The sequence below is a fragment of the Enterococcus thailandicus genome (assembly GCF_001886265.1).
Taxonomy (GTDB): domain Bacteria; phylum Bacillota; class Bacilli; order Lactobacillales; family Enterococcaceae; genus Enterococcus_B; species Enterococcus_B thailandicus.
The window spans coordinates 13,142-28,171 of sequence record NZ_JXLE01000022.1; the positions used below are offsets into that span (position 1 = coordinate 13,142).

Sequence of the window (15,030 nt, forward strand, 5' to 3'; positions counted from 1 at the left end):
GGACGCTTTTGAACTCGCCTTTGAGTTGCCTTTGCTGAAAATAAAAGTAAGCAATGGCGGTGACGACCGTTACAACGTTTGAGGCCTATTTCCAATGGAAAAGGTAAAAATTAGGTGGTACCACGTAGATTACGTCCTATAAAAAGAGCAATCTTTTTATAGGACTTTTTTGTTTTTTATCGGTAGAACGAAAAAAATAATGAGGAAAGTAACTTACTTTCAAGGAAAAAAATGCAGGGGGACAGAAAATGAGTTATAACCATAAAGAAATTGAAAAAAAATGGCAAAAATATTGGGCGAAAAATCACACATTTAATACCCAAGATGATCCACAAAAACCAAAATTTTACGCACTAGATATGTTTCCGTATCCATCTGGTCAAGGATTACATGTGGGACATCCAGAAGGATATACTGCAACAGATATTCTTTCACGTGTGAAACGTAGTCAAGGTTTCAATGTGTTGCATCCAATGGGGTGGGATGCATTTGGACTTCCAGCAGAGCAGTACGCATTAGATACTGGGAATGATCCTGCAGAATTCACGAAGAAAAATATTGAAACGTTCCGTCGTCAAATCAATTCTTTAGGCTTTAGTTATGATTGGAACCGTGAAGTGAATACCACAGATCCAGAGTATTACAAATGGACACAATGGATCTTTACGAAATTATATGAAAAAGGGTTAGCGTATGAAGCAGAAGTTGCTGTGAACTGGGTTCCAGAACTAGGAACAGTGATTTCAAATGAAGAAGTTATTGATGGAAAGAGCGAACGTGGCGGCTTTGACGTCGTGCGTAAACCGATGCGCCAATGGATGTTGAAAATTACTGCATATGCGGATCGCTTATTAGACGATTTAGAAACCGTAGATTGGCCAGAAAGCATTAAAGAAATGCAAAGAAACTGGATTGGTCGCTCAGTTGGGGCAAATGTGGAATTCAAAGTGGCTGGGACAGATAAATCTTATACAGTCTTCACAACTCGTCCCGATACATTATTTGGAACAACTTATTCTGTTTTAGCACCAGAATTAGATTTGGTTCGTGAAATCACGACGCCAGAACAAAAAGCAGCTGTTGAAGCGTATATTGAAGAAACTGCGAAAAAATCTGATTTGAAGCGGACAGATCTTGCCAAAGAAAAAACAGGAGTCTTTACTGGTGCGTATGCAATTAATCCAGCCAATGGCAAAGAAATTCCAATTTGGATTGCTGATTATGTACTTGCTTCTTATGGAACAGGTGCGATCATGGCAGTTCCTGCGCATGATGAGCGTGACTATGAATTTGCCAGAGTGTTTGATTTGCCAATCCAACCAGTTATTGAAGGTGGCGATCTTTCAAAAGCAGCACATACAGAAGATGGCCCACATATCAATTCTGAGTTTTTAGATGGCTTGAACACAGAAGAAGCCATTGCTAAAATGAATAGCTGGCTTGAGGAAAATGGTTTTGGTAAAAAAGAAGTTAGCTACCGTTTACGCGACTGGTTGTTCTCACGTCAACGTTATTGGGGAGAACCAATTCCAATTATTCATTGGGAAGACGGCACAGTAACTGCACTATCAGAAGAAGAATTACCATTACGTTTGCCAATTACAGATAACATTAAACCAAGTGGTACTGGTGAGTCACCATTAGCAAATATCACTGATTGGGTCAATGTTGTTGATCCAGAAACAGGTAAAAAAGGTCGTCGCGAAACAAATACGATGCCACAATGGGCTGGGAGTTCTTGGTATTACCTACGCTACATTGATCCACACAATAAAAAAGAATTAGCAAACTATGAAAAACTAGAACGCTGGATGCCAGTGGATATCTATGTTGGTGGTGCTGAACATGCAGTGCTACATTTATTATATGTTCGCTTCTGGCATAAATTCCTGTATGATATTGGTGTTGTTCCAACAAAAGAACCATTCCAAAAATTGTATAACCAAGGAATGATCTTAGGCGAGAACAATGAGAAAATGTCAAAATCACGTGGAAATGTTGTAAATCCAGATGACGTAGTTGAAGCTTATGGTGCGGATACATTACGCATGTATGAAATGTTCATGGGACCTTTAGATGCTTCGATTGCATGGAGCGAAAACGGACTAGAAGGTAGCCGTAAATTCTTGGATCGTGTATGGCGCCTGATCGTGGATGAAAACAATAAAATGCGTGATCGTATCACAACCATCAATGATGGCAAACTAGCAAAAGTTTACAATCAAACAGTGAAAAAGGTAACAGAAGACTATGCAAGCATGCATTTCAACACAGCTATTTCTCAATTAATGGTCTTTGTTAACGAAGCGTATAAAGCGGATGCCTTGCCTTACGAGTATGTTGAAGGATTTGTTCAATTGTTAGCGCCTGTTGCGCCACATTTGGGCGAAGAACTTTGGGCAATTTTAGGAAACGAAGATGGAATTTCTTATGTACCTTGGCCAACATATGATGAAGCTGCATTGGTTGAAGATGAGATTGAAGTTGTTTTCCAAGTCAACGGAAAAGTTCGTTCTAAAGCAAATGTTGCACGTGACTTAGGCAAAGATGAGCTTGAAAAAGTAGCTTTAGCAGATGAAGCAATTCAAGAACAAATTGCTGGAAAAACGGTTCGTAAAGTGATTGCTGTTCCAAATAAATTGGTTAATATTGTTGCAAACTAAAAACAAGCAGCAAACGGATTAAAACGAGAGAGGAAACTCAAGCATCATTGAGTTTCCTCTCTTTGTTTTTCATTTGGAATGAGGGAGGAAAGCAAAGTAGGTTATAATCGTTTCAACCTATTTTTTTGGCTACTCAATCAAGAATGCTATACTTTATTAAAAAGGGGGAAATGACATGAAGCTCACAGAAAACGTTGAAACGTATTTACAAAAGAAACGAGCGGAAAGAAGTGAAACAATTCGAAAAAGAAATCAAGAACCGAATAGAAGAAAGAAGCAAACTGGCTGGGGAAAAATGGCAGATTCTGGATATGGTGGGTTGAACAAGGTAAATAAAATCGATTTAAAAGATTTTTTAGCCGCTGAGCAACGAAATGTAGAAGAGCGAGTAAAAAAACCTAAAAGATAAATTGGCTTACATAAAAAATGGACTGCGATTTTTTTCGCAGTCCATTTGCATTATTTAGTAATAATAGGATTAATGTGTATGCAGGTATAAATTACTAATTAAAGTTGTTTTTCCTCGATCAGTCGCTTCACGATAGCATAATCACCTTCATAAAGAACATCTTCGCCATTGATTTTTTGATAAGGATCCACGCCTTTTCCGGCAATGACTACGGAATCTTCGGCTGTACTTTCAGTCAAAGCCTGTTCAATCGCAGCTGGACGATCCATTTCATAATGAATAAGCAACTCTTCATTCGTGATTGCTTCAGCAATTTCATCGGCAATTTTTTGAGGATCTTCAAAGGCTGGATCATCAGCCGTTAAGAAAACAACATCTGCTGTTTCTGACAAGACTTTTCCAAAATCATGACGTCGAGAAATAGCTTTATTTCCGGGACTGCCCAAGACAACAATGACGCGCCCCTTAGGATGTTCACTTTTGGCAAATGCCAATAATGTTTTTAAACTTAAATAATTATGTGCATAGTCAACATAAACATGTGCACCATTCTGTTGAATTAGCTGATCCATACGTCCGGGAACGCGAGCTGCTTTTAAGCCAGTTTGCGCATCTTCGATTGAAGCACCAGTCAAAGCAGCTGCAATGATTGCGCTAGTCGCATTTTCTTGATTGAATCCGCCAGCCAGTAAAATATCATATTCTGCTTCGATGGGTAACTGTCCATGATGACTTGTCAAAGCAAAAGGATGACCTAATCCGGATAAACTTGTGACTTGATAAGTTGTTTCAGGCGAGCGCCCATACACAATTGCAGGTATGTGATAAAGGTCAGCAGTTTCTTTCAACAGCTCGAAATAATCACTTTCATGATTCAAGACAACGGTTTTAGAATTTAAAATCAACTGACGTTTACAATAAAAGTAATCATCAAATGTTGGATGCTCGATTGGGCTAATGTGGTCGGGTGAAATGTTTAAGAAGATACCGACATCTAATGTTAGTCCATAGACGCGCTGTGTTTTATAAGCCTGAGAAGAAACTTCCATGACTAAATGAGTCATCCCATTCGTAACTGCTTCAGCCATCATTCGATACAAATCCAAAGATTCTGGTGTGGTCAAATGAGATTTGAAATAAGTTTGGCCATCTAGTGTTGTATTCATTGTCGAAAGCAAGGCAGTTTTCTTATTCGTTGTGTGGTCTAGGATTGCCTTGGTAAAATAAGCTGCTGTTGTTTTTCCTTTCGTGCCAGTATAACCAATGACCTGTAGTTTTTGTTGTGGATAATCATAAAATGCCATGGCTAAAATGGCCATCGCTTTACGAATGTCGGTAACGATAACGCCCACAGCAGCTACTTCATAAGGCTGTTCAGCGACATAATAAGCTAGCCCTTGCGAAACAGCAGACTGTAAATACGCCTCTTTAAAGTTCAGACCTTTACAAAAAAATAAAGTTGATTCATCGACTTGACGAGAATCATAACTGATCGTTTCAAATGAAAAATTAGTTGGCGCAGTTAAATGCCAGCCTTGATTGGAAACAAATTCTTTTAATAGATTTTCTTTTAGTAACAATTCACGGACATCTTCTAAGGAGAAGCTCATTGATTGATCCCTCGCTTTGTTGAATTTTCTAACTAATTATAGCATAGCATGAAATGTTTTTCTTTAATGCAAGGTTCTTTTTAGGAAAATCGCTTAGGTTCAGATTACTTGAACAGAGTAGATACTTTTTAAGAAAAGAGCGTGTTGTAGACTAGCAAATTCAGTTGAAAAAGAAACCGAATTCAAAAAAAGCACATCTTCACAGAAAAACCATCGAAAAGAGATTGCTAGTTTCCTGTTTTACAATTAAAATAATAGTAATGTTTTGAAGAAAGTTGGAATAATTGAGATGAATAATCAAAGAGGACCGACAGAAAAAGTTTTAACTGCCCAAGAAAAAATGGCTCGAGGCTCTGCTTGGATGACAACAAGTAATATCCTTTCGCGTTTATTGGGTGCGATTTATATTATTCCGTGGTATGCCTGGATGGGCGAAAATGCAAAAGCAGCAAATGGTTTGTTTAACATGGGCTATAATATTTATGCGCTGTTTTTATTGATTTCAACAGCTGGGATTCCTGCGGCGATTGCCAAACAAACGGCTCGTTATAATTCATTAAATGAATATGGTACTTCTCGCCGACTTTTCTTCCGCGCTTTACAAATGATGGGGATTTTAGGCATTGTTTTTGCCGCGTTCATGTATCTTGCTTCACCTTGGCTTGCACATGCTTCTGGTGGCGGAGACGAATTGATTCCAACAATGCGTTCATTGAGTATTGCGGTATTGGTATTCCCATGTATGAGTGTAATTCGTGGGTATTTCCAAGGAAACCAAGACATGATGCCTTATGCACTTTCACAAATTGTTGAACAAGTTGCACGAATTTTCTACATGTTGTTGATGACGTTTATCATCATGAAGATGACTACAGGCGATTACGTGGCTGCAGTCACGCAATCAACGTTTGCCGCGTTTATCGGAATGTTAGTTAGTATTGTGGTTTTGCTTTATTATTTAAGAAAACAACAACCACTGATGAATCAGCATATTGAACATAGCAATAACCAAGTAAATGTAGCAACTAGGAAACTATTACTGGATACTATGAAAGAGGCTATTCCATTTATCATTGTTGGATCAGGGGTAACGATTTTCAAATTGGTTGACCAGTTTACGTTCATTCGAATCATGTCTGCCACGACGGAATATTCAAAGGCACAGTTGCTTGATCTATTTTCTATTTTTAGCGCAAATCCAGATAAGTTAACGATGGTGGTCATTGCCTTAGCAACATCGATTGCCGCGACGGGCTTACCATTGATTACGGAAGCCATCACATTGAAGGATCGTCCTGGTTTGGCTAAGTTGACTAGTGGCAATCTACAATTGTTTTCGTTTGTCATGTTTCCTGCTACCGCGGGTGTGATGTTGTTAGCTTATCCATTGAATACACTCTTTTACACACCAGATGTATTGGGCAGTAAAGTATTGGTCCAAGCAAGTTTTGTAGGCTTATTTTTAGGTTTGTATATGTTGATTTCTAATATGTTGCAAGGAATGTTTGAAAATCGTGCAGCTATTCGCTACTTGTTGATAGGCTTTGTCGTGAAATTAATTTTACAGTATCCTGCGATCAGAATATTTCAAGTTTACGGACCGTTACTAGCAACCATGATTGGTTTCGCTGTTTCTTGTATCTTGATTCTTCGTAAAATGCACCAAGTCGTACGTTTTCGAGTTGGCTTTGTTTGGCGAAGAACGTTGTTGATTTTTATCATGACGCTATTGATGTTGTTAGCAACAGGATTAACAAAGCAACTTTTAAGTTTATTCTTAAGCCAAGATAGTAAATTTGAATCATTGATTTTAGTCGTCAGTGTGGCTGGCGTGGGTGTAGCAGTTTATGGTTATTTAGCATTGAAAATTCGCTTGGCGGAGAAATTATTGGGTAGCAGTATGGTCCGACTACGTTATCGCTTACGAATCAAATAAAAAGAAAGAAGAGGAAGTTGCGACAAACGTCAATAGACTATTGTTGCAAGTTCTTTTCTTTTTAGAAAGTAGGAAAACGCATGCGTTTAGATAAATTTTTAGCCGATGTGGGGTTAGGCAGTCGAAAGGAAGTCAAAGGGTTAATCAAAAAAGGCCAAGTGACTGTTAATGGCAAAGTAATCAAAAGTGATAAGTTTCAGGTAAAAGAACTCTTAGATGAAATTGCTTATTTAGATGAAAAACTTATGTACCAAAAGAATTTTTATTATCTTTTAAATAAACCTGCGGGTGTGGTTTCTGCAACGCAAGATAACTATGATGAAACTGTTTTGGATTTGCTGAATGATTTTGATTATCGTGAGGATCTTTTTCCAGTAGGAAGATTGGATAAAGATACGGAAGGCTTATTGCTCATAACCAATGATGGTGCTTTGGCACATCGACTATTGTCGCCGAAGAAACATGTTGAAAAAGAATATTTTGCAAAAGTAGCTGGGGTGATGACGGCAGAAGATATTGATGCTTTTTCAAAGGGATTGGTCATCAGTCAAGGGGAAGAAACACTTCCTGCTGTGTTAACGATTGATGCAGTGAACGAAGCCGAACAAACGTCAGACATTCGTTTGATTCTTCATGAAGGAAAATTTCATCAAGTGAAACGAATGGTGAAAGCTGTTGGCAAAGAAGTGACTTACCTTAAACGAATCCGAATGGGAAATGTTGTATTACCTGCAGACTTAGGACTAGGTGAGTATCGGGAGTTGACGGCAGAGGAATTAGTAAAAATCCAAGAAAAGTAAACAATTAAAAAATTAGGTGCTATTCCTGCGTAAATACGCAAAAATAGGCAACCTCATTTAGTACAAATGAAAGGGGAGGAATCTGCTATATTCCTTCCTTTTTTTATTGATCAAACTCAAAAATAGGCAGCGACCAATTAAAAATAGTTCAATATCAGCTATAGTTTGTTTCATTATACCTATAATTTGTTTATTCAATCTTGTTTTTGAAAGCGCTATAATTACGGTGCGAACAAGTTGAAAGGAGTTTTTTGATGAAAAAAAGAAAGGGGTTAAAACATTTTTTCTCGATGGTTTGGCGTTTTAAAGCTTTGATTTTAATGGCTGTGCCTGGAATGTTGTGGATGATTTTCTTCTTCTATATTCCAGTGTTAGCAAACGTGGTTGCCTTTAAAAATTTCCATATCTCTGCAGATGGATTTTTGGCAAGTTTGAGAGAGAGCCCGTGGGTTGGTTGGGAGAATTTCAAATTTTTATTTTCTTCAGATCAGGCATTTTTAATTACGAAAAACACGATTTTGTATAATGTAGGATTTATTACACTAAACTTACTGATTTCGGTTGTTTTTGCCATTATCATGAGTGAATTAAGAAATAAAAAATTAGTAAAAGTGTATCAAACAATGTCATTACTACCTTATTTCTTGTCTTGGGTTATCATTAGTTACTTTGTTTATGCATTTTTGAGCCCAGATAAAGGAATTTTCAACCAATGGCTGTTAGGTCATGGAAGAGAAGCAATCAATTGGTACAATGAACCAAAATATTGGCCATTTATTCTATTGTTCATTGGGACGTGGAAAGGAATCGGCTATAATAGTATCATTTACTTTGCTTCAGTAATGGGAATCGACCCCACTTACTATGAAGCAGCTATGGTTGATGGCGCAAGCAAATGGCAACAAATCAAACATGTGACAATTCCTCAATTAGTACCGTTGATGTCGATTTTAACGATTTTAGCTGTTGGGAATATATTCCGAGCTGATTTCGGATTGTTCTATAATATTCCAAGAAATTCAGGCGCACTGTATGACGTGACTCAAGTATTAGATACGTATATCTTTAATGGGTTGACTTCTACAGGTGACTTTGGAATGACTGCAGCAGCCGGATTGTATCAGTCAGTTGTAGGATTTGTTTTGTTAATGACTACGAATGCGATCGCACGTCGTTTCGACAGCGAATCAGCATTGTTTTAGGAGGGGGATTCGATGAAAAAGAAAAAAGTAGAGCAGGTTCAAGTGCGAGCTTTCAGCAAACCAATGAATCTCTTTTCTAATTTATTGATCGCGATTTTTGCCTTCTCCTGCATCTTGCCGTTTCTATTTGTTATCGCGATTTCTTTGACAGATGAAACAGCGTTAGCAACTAATGGTTATAGTTTCTGGCCAGAAAAATTCAGTACATTTGGTTATACGTATCTATTTGGACAAATGCAAGAGAAAATTTTCCAAGCATTATTTGTAACAGTTTTAGTAACGGTTTTAGGAACTTTGATTAATAGCACAGCCACTTCATTGTATGCCTATGCAATCTCTCGTTCTAATTTCCCGTTCCGTCGTTTCTTTACAGTCTTTTGTTTAATTACCATGTTATTTTCACCAGGGATGGTAGCTAATTACTTGGTGATGACCAATTTGCTTCAATTAAAAGATACGATTTGGGCACTGATTTTGCCAATGGCAGTTAGCCCATTCAATATTATTGTGATGCGAACTTTCTTTAAGCGCTCAGTCTCAGATTCAATTATTGAGTCTGCCAGAATTGATGGAGCAAGCGAGTTGCGAATTTTTATTCAAATTGTGTTACCTTTAGCTGTTCCCGGAATTGCGACAATTAGCTTATTTGCCGCATTAGGTTACTGGAATGATTGGTTCAACGCATTACTTTACATTCAAAATGATAACTTAGTCCCATTACAATACTTGTTGATGAAGATTCAAAGTAATATCCAATATCTCACACAAAATGCGGGAGCTGGAAGCCAGCTTGCTGGAGGTTTAGCAGCTGTACCAGGAGAATCAGCACGAATGGCAATCGTTGTTATCTCAACATTGCCAATTGCGATTAGCTACCCATTTTTCCAAAAACATTTTGTCAAAGGGTTAACGATTGGTGGAGTCAAGGAATAAATAATAAATTATTTTATTTAGGAGGAAGTAAGATGAAGTTATGGAAGAAACTAGCCTTTACAGGAGTTTCAGCGTTGATGGTTGGTACGTTAGCTGCTTGTGGTGGAGGTTCAAATGCAAGCAGTAATTCAGAAGGGTCTGACAGTATCACATTGCAGATGTATCAAATCGGGGATAAGCCAGATAATTATGATGCATTGATGGAAGTGGCGAATAAACGAATCGAAGACAAAATTGGCGCGAAGGTCAATATCAACTATATCGGTTTTGGGGACTACGAGAAAAAAATGAACGTAATCATTTCTTCTGGTGAAAACTACGATATCGCTTATGCAAATAACTATGTTTCTAATGCTCAAAAAGGTGCGTTTGCCGACCTAACTGAGTTAGCACCTAAATACGCTAAAGATGCTTATGATGCGTTAGACGAAGCCTATATTAAAGGAAATTTAGTCAATGACAAATTATATGCGCTTCCAGTAAATGGCAATGTGTTTGCTCAACAAGTGTTAACTTTTAACAAACCATTGTTAGATAAATACAATCTTTCAATTGATGGAATCGAATCTTATGCAGATGCCGAAAAAGTTTTACAAGAATTCCACAAAAAAGAACCAAATACAGCTGCTTTCGCCATTGGTCAAGGCTTCAAAGTTCAAGGTGACTTCGATTATCCATTAGGAAATACGTTACCATTTGCCATTGATTTAAATGGAGACAAAGCAAAGATTATCAATCAATACGACAACAAAACTTATGTTGACTTGCTTCGTACGATGCATAGCTGGTACCAACAAGGCTTGATTCCAAGTGATGCGGCAACAAGTAGCAAAGATTATCCTTTAGAAGGGAACACTTGGTTACTACGTGGCGAAACACAAGGGCCTTTCGATTATGGTGACACAATTTTAAGTAATGCAGCAAACCAAGAATTAGTTTCTAAATCAATCACTGTTCCTTTGAAATCAACAGGACAAGCACAAATGGCAAACTTCGTTGTTTCAAATACTTCAAAAAACAAAGAAAAAGCAGTTGAATTTTTAGGATTACTTAACAGCGATGCTGAATTATTGAACGGATTAGTTTGGGGAATTGAAGGCGAAGCGTGGGAAAAAGTAGACGGAACAGACGACAAGATCAAGTTGTTAGATGGTTACCAACCAAAAACACACATGTCTGCTTGGAACACAGGAAATAACGCAATTTTATACACACAAGAATCAATCACTGATGAAATGATCGCTACACGCGATAAATCAATTGAAGAAGCTGAAACTTCACCAATCTTAGGGTTCAGCTTTAATACAGACAGTGTTAAAACAGAAATCAGTAACATCTCAAACGTCATGAATCAGTATATGGATGGATTAAATACCGGAACAGTTGATCCAGACGAAACTTTGCCTAAATTGCTCGAGGCATTAGATAAAGCTGGTTACGAAAAAGTTTTAACTGAGATGCAAAAACAATACGATGAATTTCGAAAATAAATAAGTCTGACAGCGAGCGGTTCCATCTGCTCGCTGTTCTTTATATAATAAGAGAGAAAAGATTATGTTTTAAAAAGGAGATATTATGTTAGGAAAAGCTTTGGAGACATTGTTCATTCGTGTGTGGGTAGTTGTTAAACTAACACTTTTTTTCTGGTTGTTTAGTCTAGCAGGCGGGATTGTTTTAGGAATTGGACCAGCGTTGAAAACAATTAATGAATTATTTTATCACTATGAGTTTGAGTACAAAGACATAACACTTAAGCAAGGTTGGTACTGTTTTAAGAAATATTTTAAGCGAGGAAATTATTTGTTTTTCTTCTTTTTTGCAGGGTTAGCTATTCTAAGTTATAATCTTTATCTTTCAGTTCAAATACAAGGACTTTTATTTTTGGGAATTGATTTTATTTTGTTGTTTGGTTTACTTTATTTGTTTGCAACGTATCAATGGAGTTTAATTTTAGATAGTGAATATGAAATGACATTCGGCAATGTGATTAAGTTAAGTTTTATTTCAAGTTTATCGAGCTTTTCTACGTTGTTGAAGATGATTATTGGTAGCGGGATTATCCTTGCGTTGACGTGGCATTTCAAAGGTCTATTGTTATTTGGTTTGCTAGGTTTATTGACCGTATGGAATGTGTTGGCGACAAAAAAATGGCGCGAAGAATTAGCGGTTCGAATGGAAAACTATGAATAATCCATTCAAAGTTTTATTTTCAAAAGGGACGTTGCTCAACCGTTTGTTGCGTAAATACGCAGTAGTGATGACTGTACTCACAATTGGCGCAACAATTATTTTTAGTATCCATACTTGGAGTCAAAACCAAAATCAAGCAGAAAATGTCACCAATGAAGCACTGCAAACGACAAATCGAATGCTAAATGATAAAACAACATTAAGCAAAATTATCAAAGATCAACTTCTGGGAAGTCCAGAAAAAATCGAGAATGCGACAACTTATCTGACACAACCAATTGACCGGTATTTGATGTACGCATATACGCAACAAAGTAAAACCAATGAACTATTGTCTTTTCCAAATGAAATGTTGGATCTTTACGTCAACTATGAAGAGCTAAGTTCTCTCTACATTGTTTTTAGTCAACTGCCAGAATATTTTGAGTCTACCAGAGAACACAAAGCGGGAATTGTTAAAACGGGAACCCCGACATTAAAAAATGCTTTTTATATCAAAATGCCGATTACTCAAGGTGGCACGGAGCTGGGAAGCATCTTTGTTGGGTTCCAAAAGAAAGAATTGGAATCCAGTTTAGAAAGCCTGAATGCTTTTAATGGCTTATCTTTGTACATGATTTCTGGCTCTGCTAATCGTCTGTATACTTTTCATAGCGCAGGACTAGCACCAGAAAGCCGAAAGAAACAAGAAACACTGATTACACAAGAATTGGATAAGAATTCTGGACTCCCTTTATCGAAATTGGAAGAACATAACTTTGTTTCCTATCAGGAATTATCTGGTGAGTACCGTATACTAGCAACGCTAGACCAACGAAATGTTTATCGAGAAACTGCAAGAAGTCTGGCACCATTGATTATTGGCGTGATTCTTTTAGACAGTATTCTACTCGTATTCTTATATAAAACATTTAAACGTTATTCTCAGCAAATCGACGTAGTGATGCGTGCAATGAATGAAGCGGCAAATGGTAATCTGGACACGCGAATTGCCCAGGAACAAACGGAGTATGAGCTGAAAGATTTAGCGCAAGGTATTAATACTATGTTGGATAGCATCAACCAATACGTTGAAGATATCTATAAATTAGAAATCAAACAAAAAGATGCACATATGCGCGCATTACAAGCACAAATCAATCCTCATTTTCTTTACAACACATTGGAGTACATTCGAATGTATGCGTTGAGTGAGGGAAGCGAAGAACTTGCAGAAGTGGTCTATGCTTTCTCTGCATTATTAAGAAATAACACGAATCAAGAAACGAAAATTAGCCTTAAAGAAGAGCTGAATTTTTGTGAAAAGTATGTATTTCTCTACCAAATGCGTTATCCTAATCGTGTAGCCTATCATTTTTCGATTGAGGAATCACTAGAGCAAATTGAAGTACCGAAATTTGTAATCCAACCACTAGTTGAAAACTATTTTAAACATGGAATTGATTTTACTCGTTATGATAACGCATTGAGCGTAAAAGTTTTTCAACAAGGATCATTTGTACAAATTCAAGTGAAAGATAACGGTAAAGGAGTTACTCCAGAGCAGTTAGTGTCAATTGAAAATCGATTGGTACATCCAAAAGTCGAGTTACATGAATCAATTGGTTTGCAAAACGTAAATGAACGTTTACGCGCAAATTTCGGTAGCACGTACCGGATGCGATTGTTTGCGAATAAAGAAGGTGGCGTAACGATTAAAATTACATTTAAGAAGAAGGAGTCTGAAAATGTATAAAGTGTTGCTGGTTGATGATGAATACATGATTTTGAATGGATTGAAAAAAATTGTTGATTGGCCCAGTTTTGGATTTGAAATCGTAGCAACGGCAGAAAATGCTATGCAAGGGTTATTGGTTTTAGAAAAACAAGTTATTGATTTAGTTATTACAGATGTAACAATGCCAGAGATGAATGGTCTAGAATTTATTGAAGCAGCTCAAAAAGAGCAATATACCTTTGAGTTTATGATTCTTTCTGGCTACCAAGAATTTGAATACCTTAAAGGTGGTATGCAACTTGGGGCAGTTAATTATTTGATGAAGCCGGTGAATAAAACAGAGTTGATTGAAAGCTTAAAAAAAGTAAAAGAACGTTTGGATCAGCAAAATGAGCAAAAAAATCAGCAAGAAATTTATCAGGAACTTTTATTCAGTCAATGGTTAAATGAAGAGTTAGATGAAACCAGCGAAGAAGAGTTTTTGAGTGGATTACCTCAAGAGTCACAACAAATTTTATTGATTCAGCTAGAAAGAATACATGAATCTGCTATTATTCAATGGTTAAAAGAACAACAAGCAACTACTTATTATCAGCGAAGTTTTGGGGATGTGACTTGCTTCACCATTTTGCTTAGTCCCCAGAAAGTCGGGGACTTTTGTGACTATTTTCAAACGCAGTATGCACAACAAGATTGGCTGATTAGTGTGGGTGACGAAATAAAGGAAATAGATGATATTCCTGAAAGTTTTCGTCGGGCAAAAGACCAGTTGCATCTTCAACAGTTTTACGGTGAAGCCAGACGTGAAATCATTAGGTCCCTGCCTGCAGAAAATCAAGATCAGTTAATTGATTTTTCTACTTTTAGTCGCGCGCTTCAAAGTAATCAGTTAGATTTAGTTCAACAAATGATTCGTGAGTTTTTTGAACAATTCCAATCGGCAGTCATGACTCCCGAGGACATTCGGCACTTCACTTTCTTATTGTTTATGGATATTCAACGAGAGCTGATTACACTAGAAGATGATGAGTACTTGACAGGTATTCATCAAATAAATCAGGCAAAAAATGTGAATGACCTTCAAGAATTGTTGCTTTCCTTAGTTCGTAAGCAGCAAAAGCAAAAAAACTATAGTGAAAATATCAAGCAAGCGCTGCAAATACTGCACGAAAATTACCGGGAGCCGTTAACATTAAAAGAAGTATCCGAAAGTTTGCACCTAAATGTGATGTATCTCGGGCAACTATTTAAAAAAGAAACGAAAAAAAGCTTTTCTACCTACTTAAATCATTTACGGATGGAGCAAGCAAAATGGTTGCTACTTCACAGTGAACAAAATATCAATGAAATTTCAAACGAGATTGGCTACAACAACACCACTTATTTCTCTAAATTATTTAAGAAAATTGTGGGACAATCACCAAAAGAGTACCGAGAAAAGCCCCTTACTTAGTTTAAAGAAAAAAGTAGGGAGTACAGTGTTTAGACGTAGGAACTTCTATATAGGTTGGAATTGCTGATTTTGGAATGATAATGACTGAGTAAAAAAGACAATCAAAAAGACTGAGCC

11 protein-coding genes and 1 other annotated feature (1 of these 12 running past the window's edge) are annotated in these 15,030 nt (G+C 37.1%); of the genes, 10 read left to right on the forward strand and 1 reads right to left on the reverse strand.

Annotation, left to right across the window (positions count from 1 at the left end; genetic code table 11):
* Window positions 1–142: a binding site (T-box leader), on the forward strand; it begins 71 nt to the left of the window's first position.
* 106 nt (window positions 143–248) lie between these two features.
* Window positions 249–2,663 carry a leucine--tRNA ligase gene (gene leuS, locus RV17_RS11920; protein ID WP_071869313.1) on the forward strand — a complete coding sequence of 805 codons (2,415 nt, stop codon included), beginning with the start codon at window positions 249–251 and terminating at the stop codon, window positions 2,661–2,663.
* A gap of 175 nt (window positions 2,664–2,838) precedes the next feature.
* Window positions 2,839–3,072, forward strand: coding sequence for a hypothetical protein (locus RV17_RS11925; protein ID WP_071869314.1), 234 nt, complete (start codon window positions 2,839–2,841; stop codon window positions 3,070–3,072).
* 98 nt (window positions 3,073–3,170) lie between these two features.
* Here the strand turns inward: RV17_RS11925 and RV17_RS11930 are convergent, their stop codons facing one another.
* Window positions 3,171–4,682 (reverse strand): UDP-N-acetylmuramoyl-L-alanyl-D-glutamate--L-lysine ligase, encoded by a 1,512-nt coding sequence (locus tag RV17_RS11930; RefSeq protein WP_071869315.1) that lies wholly within the window; start codon window positions 4,680–4,682, stop codon window positions 3,171–3,173.
* A gap of 289 nt (window positions 4,683–4,971) precedes the next feature.
* Between RV17_RS11930 and RV17_RS11935 the strand changes: the two genes are divergently transcribed.
* The 8 genes from RV17_RS11935 to RV17_RS11970 all read left to right on the forward strand — a co-directional run bounded on the left by RV17_RS11935 (window position 4,972) and on the right by RV17_RS11970 (window position 14,913).
* The gene (locus RV17_RS11935; RefSeq protein WP_067481681.1) at window positions 4,972–6,618 is read left to right on the forward strand and encodes a putative polysaccharide biosynthesis protein; all 1,647 of its coding nucleotides are present in this window, start codon (window positions 4,972–4,974) and stop codon (window positions 6,616–6,618) included.
* Between the two features lie 80 nt (window positions 6,619–6,698).
* Window positions 6,699–7,418, forward strand: a complete 720-nt coding sequence (locus tag RV17_RS11940; RefSeq protein ID WP_067481678.1) for a pseudouridine synthase — start codon at window positions 6,699–6,701, stop codon at window positions 7,416–7,418.
* Window positions 7,419–7,672: 254 nt separating this feature from the next.
* Window positions 7,673–8,620 carry an ABC transporter permease gene (locus RV17_RS11945; protein ID WP_067481676.1) on the forward strand — a complete coding sequence of 316 codons (948 nt, stop codon included), beginning with the start codon at window positions 7,673–7,675 and terminating at the stop codon, window positions 8,618–8,620.
* Window positions 8,621–8,632: 12 nt separating this feature from the next.
* Complete coding sequence (locus tag RV17_RS11950) at window positions 8,633–9,553, forward strand: carbohydrate ABC transporter permease (protein ID WP_067481675.1); 921 nt, start codon at window positions 8,633–8,635, stop codon at window positions 9,551–9,553.
* Between the two features lie 32 nt (window positions 9,554–9,585).
* Complete coding sequence (locus RV17_RS11955; protein ID WP_067481673.1) at window positions 9,586–11,043, forward strand: ABC transporter substrate-binding protein; 1,458 nt, start codon at window positions 9,586–9,588, stop codon at window positions 11,041–11,043.
* An 85-nt stretch (window positions 11,044–11,128) separates the two neighbouring features.
* The gene (locus RV17_RS11960) at window positions 11,129–11,743 is read left to right on the forward strand and encodes a DUF624 domain-containing protein (RefSeq protein ID WP_067481672.1); all 615 of its coding nucleotides are present in this window, start codon (window positions 11,129–11,131) and stop codon (window positions 11,741–11,743) included.
* Complete coding sequence (locus RV17_RS11965; protein ID WP_071869316.1) at window positions 11,736–13,478, forward strand: sensor histidine kinase; 1,743 nt, start codon at window positions 11,736–11,738, stop codon at window positions 13,476–13,478. The genes RV17_RS11960 and RV17_RS11965 overlap by 8 nt, the downstream gene beginning before the upstream one ends.
* Complete coding sequence (locus RV17_RS11970) at window positions 13,471–14,913, forward strand: response regulator transcription factor (RefSeq protein ID WP_071869317.1); 1,443 nt, start codon at window positions 13,471–13,473, stop codon at window positions 14,911–14,913. Before RV17_RS11965 ends, RV17_RS11970 begins: the two co-directional genes overlap by 8 nt.
* The last annotated feature ends 117 nt before the right edge of the window (window positions 14,914–15,030 follow it).

Bases quoted from the DNA above. Each gene is read 5' to 3' on its own strand.
- RV17_RS11955 (WP_067481673.1), top strand. From the start codon at position 9,586: ATGAAGTTATGGAAGAAACTAGCCTTTACAGGAGTTTCAGCGTTGATG.
- RV17_RS11945 (WP_067481676.1), top strand. From the start codon at position 7,673: ATGAAAAAAAGAAAGGGGTTAAAACATTTTTTCTCGATGGTTTGGCGT.
- leuS (WP_071869313.1), top strand. From the start codon at position 249: ATGAGTTATAACCATAAAGAAATTGAAAAAAAATGGCAAAAATATTGG.
- RV17_RS11935 (WP_067481681.1), top strand. From the start codon at position 4,972: ATGAATAATCAAAGAGGACCGACAGAAAAAGTTTTAACTGCCCAAGAA.
- RV17_RS11970 (WP_071869317.1), top strand. From the start codon at position 13,471: ATGTATAAAGTGTTGCTGGTTGATGATGAATACATGATTTTGAATGGA.
- RV17_RS11925 (WP_071869314.1), top strand. From the start codon at position 2,839: ATGAAGCTCACAGAAAACGTTGAAACGTATTTACAAAAGAAACGAGCG.
- RV17_RS11965 (WP_071869316.1), top strand. From the start codon at position 11,736: ATGAATAATCCATTCAAAGTTTTATTTTCAAAAGGGACGTTGCTCAAC.
- RV17_RS11960 (WP_067481672.1), top strand. From the start codon at position 11,129: ATGTTAGGAAAAGCTTTGGAGACATTGTTCATTCGTGTGTGGGTAGTT.
- RV17_RS11950 (WP_067481675.1), top strand. From the start codon at position 8,633: ATGAAAAAGAAAAAAGTAGAGCAGGTTCAAGTGCGAGCTTTCAGCAAA.
- RV17_RS11940 (WP_067481678.1), top strand. From the start codon at position 6,699: ATGCGTTTAGATAAATTTTTAGCCGATGTGGGGTTAGGCAGTCGAAAG.
- RV17_RS11930 (WP_071869315.1), bottom strand. From the start codon at position 4,682: ATGAGCTTCTCCTTAGAAGATGTCCGTGAATTGTTACTAAAAGAAAAT.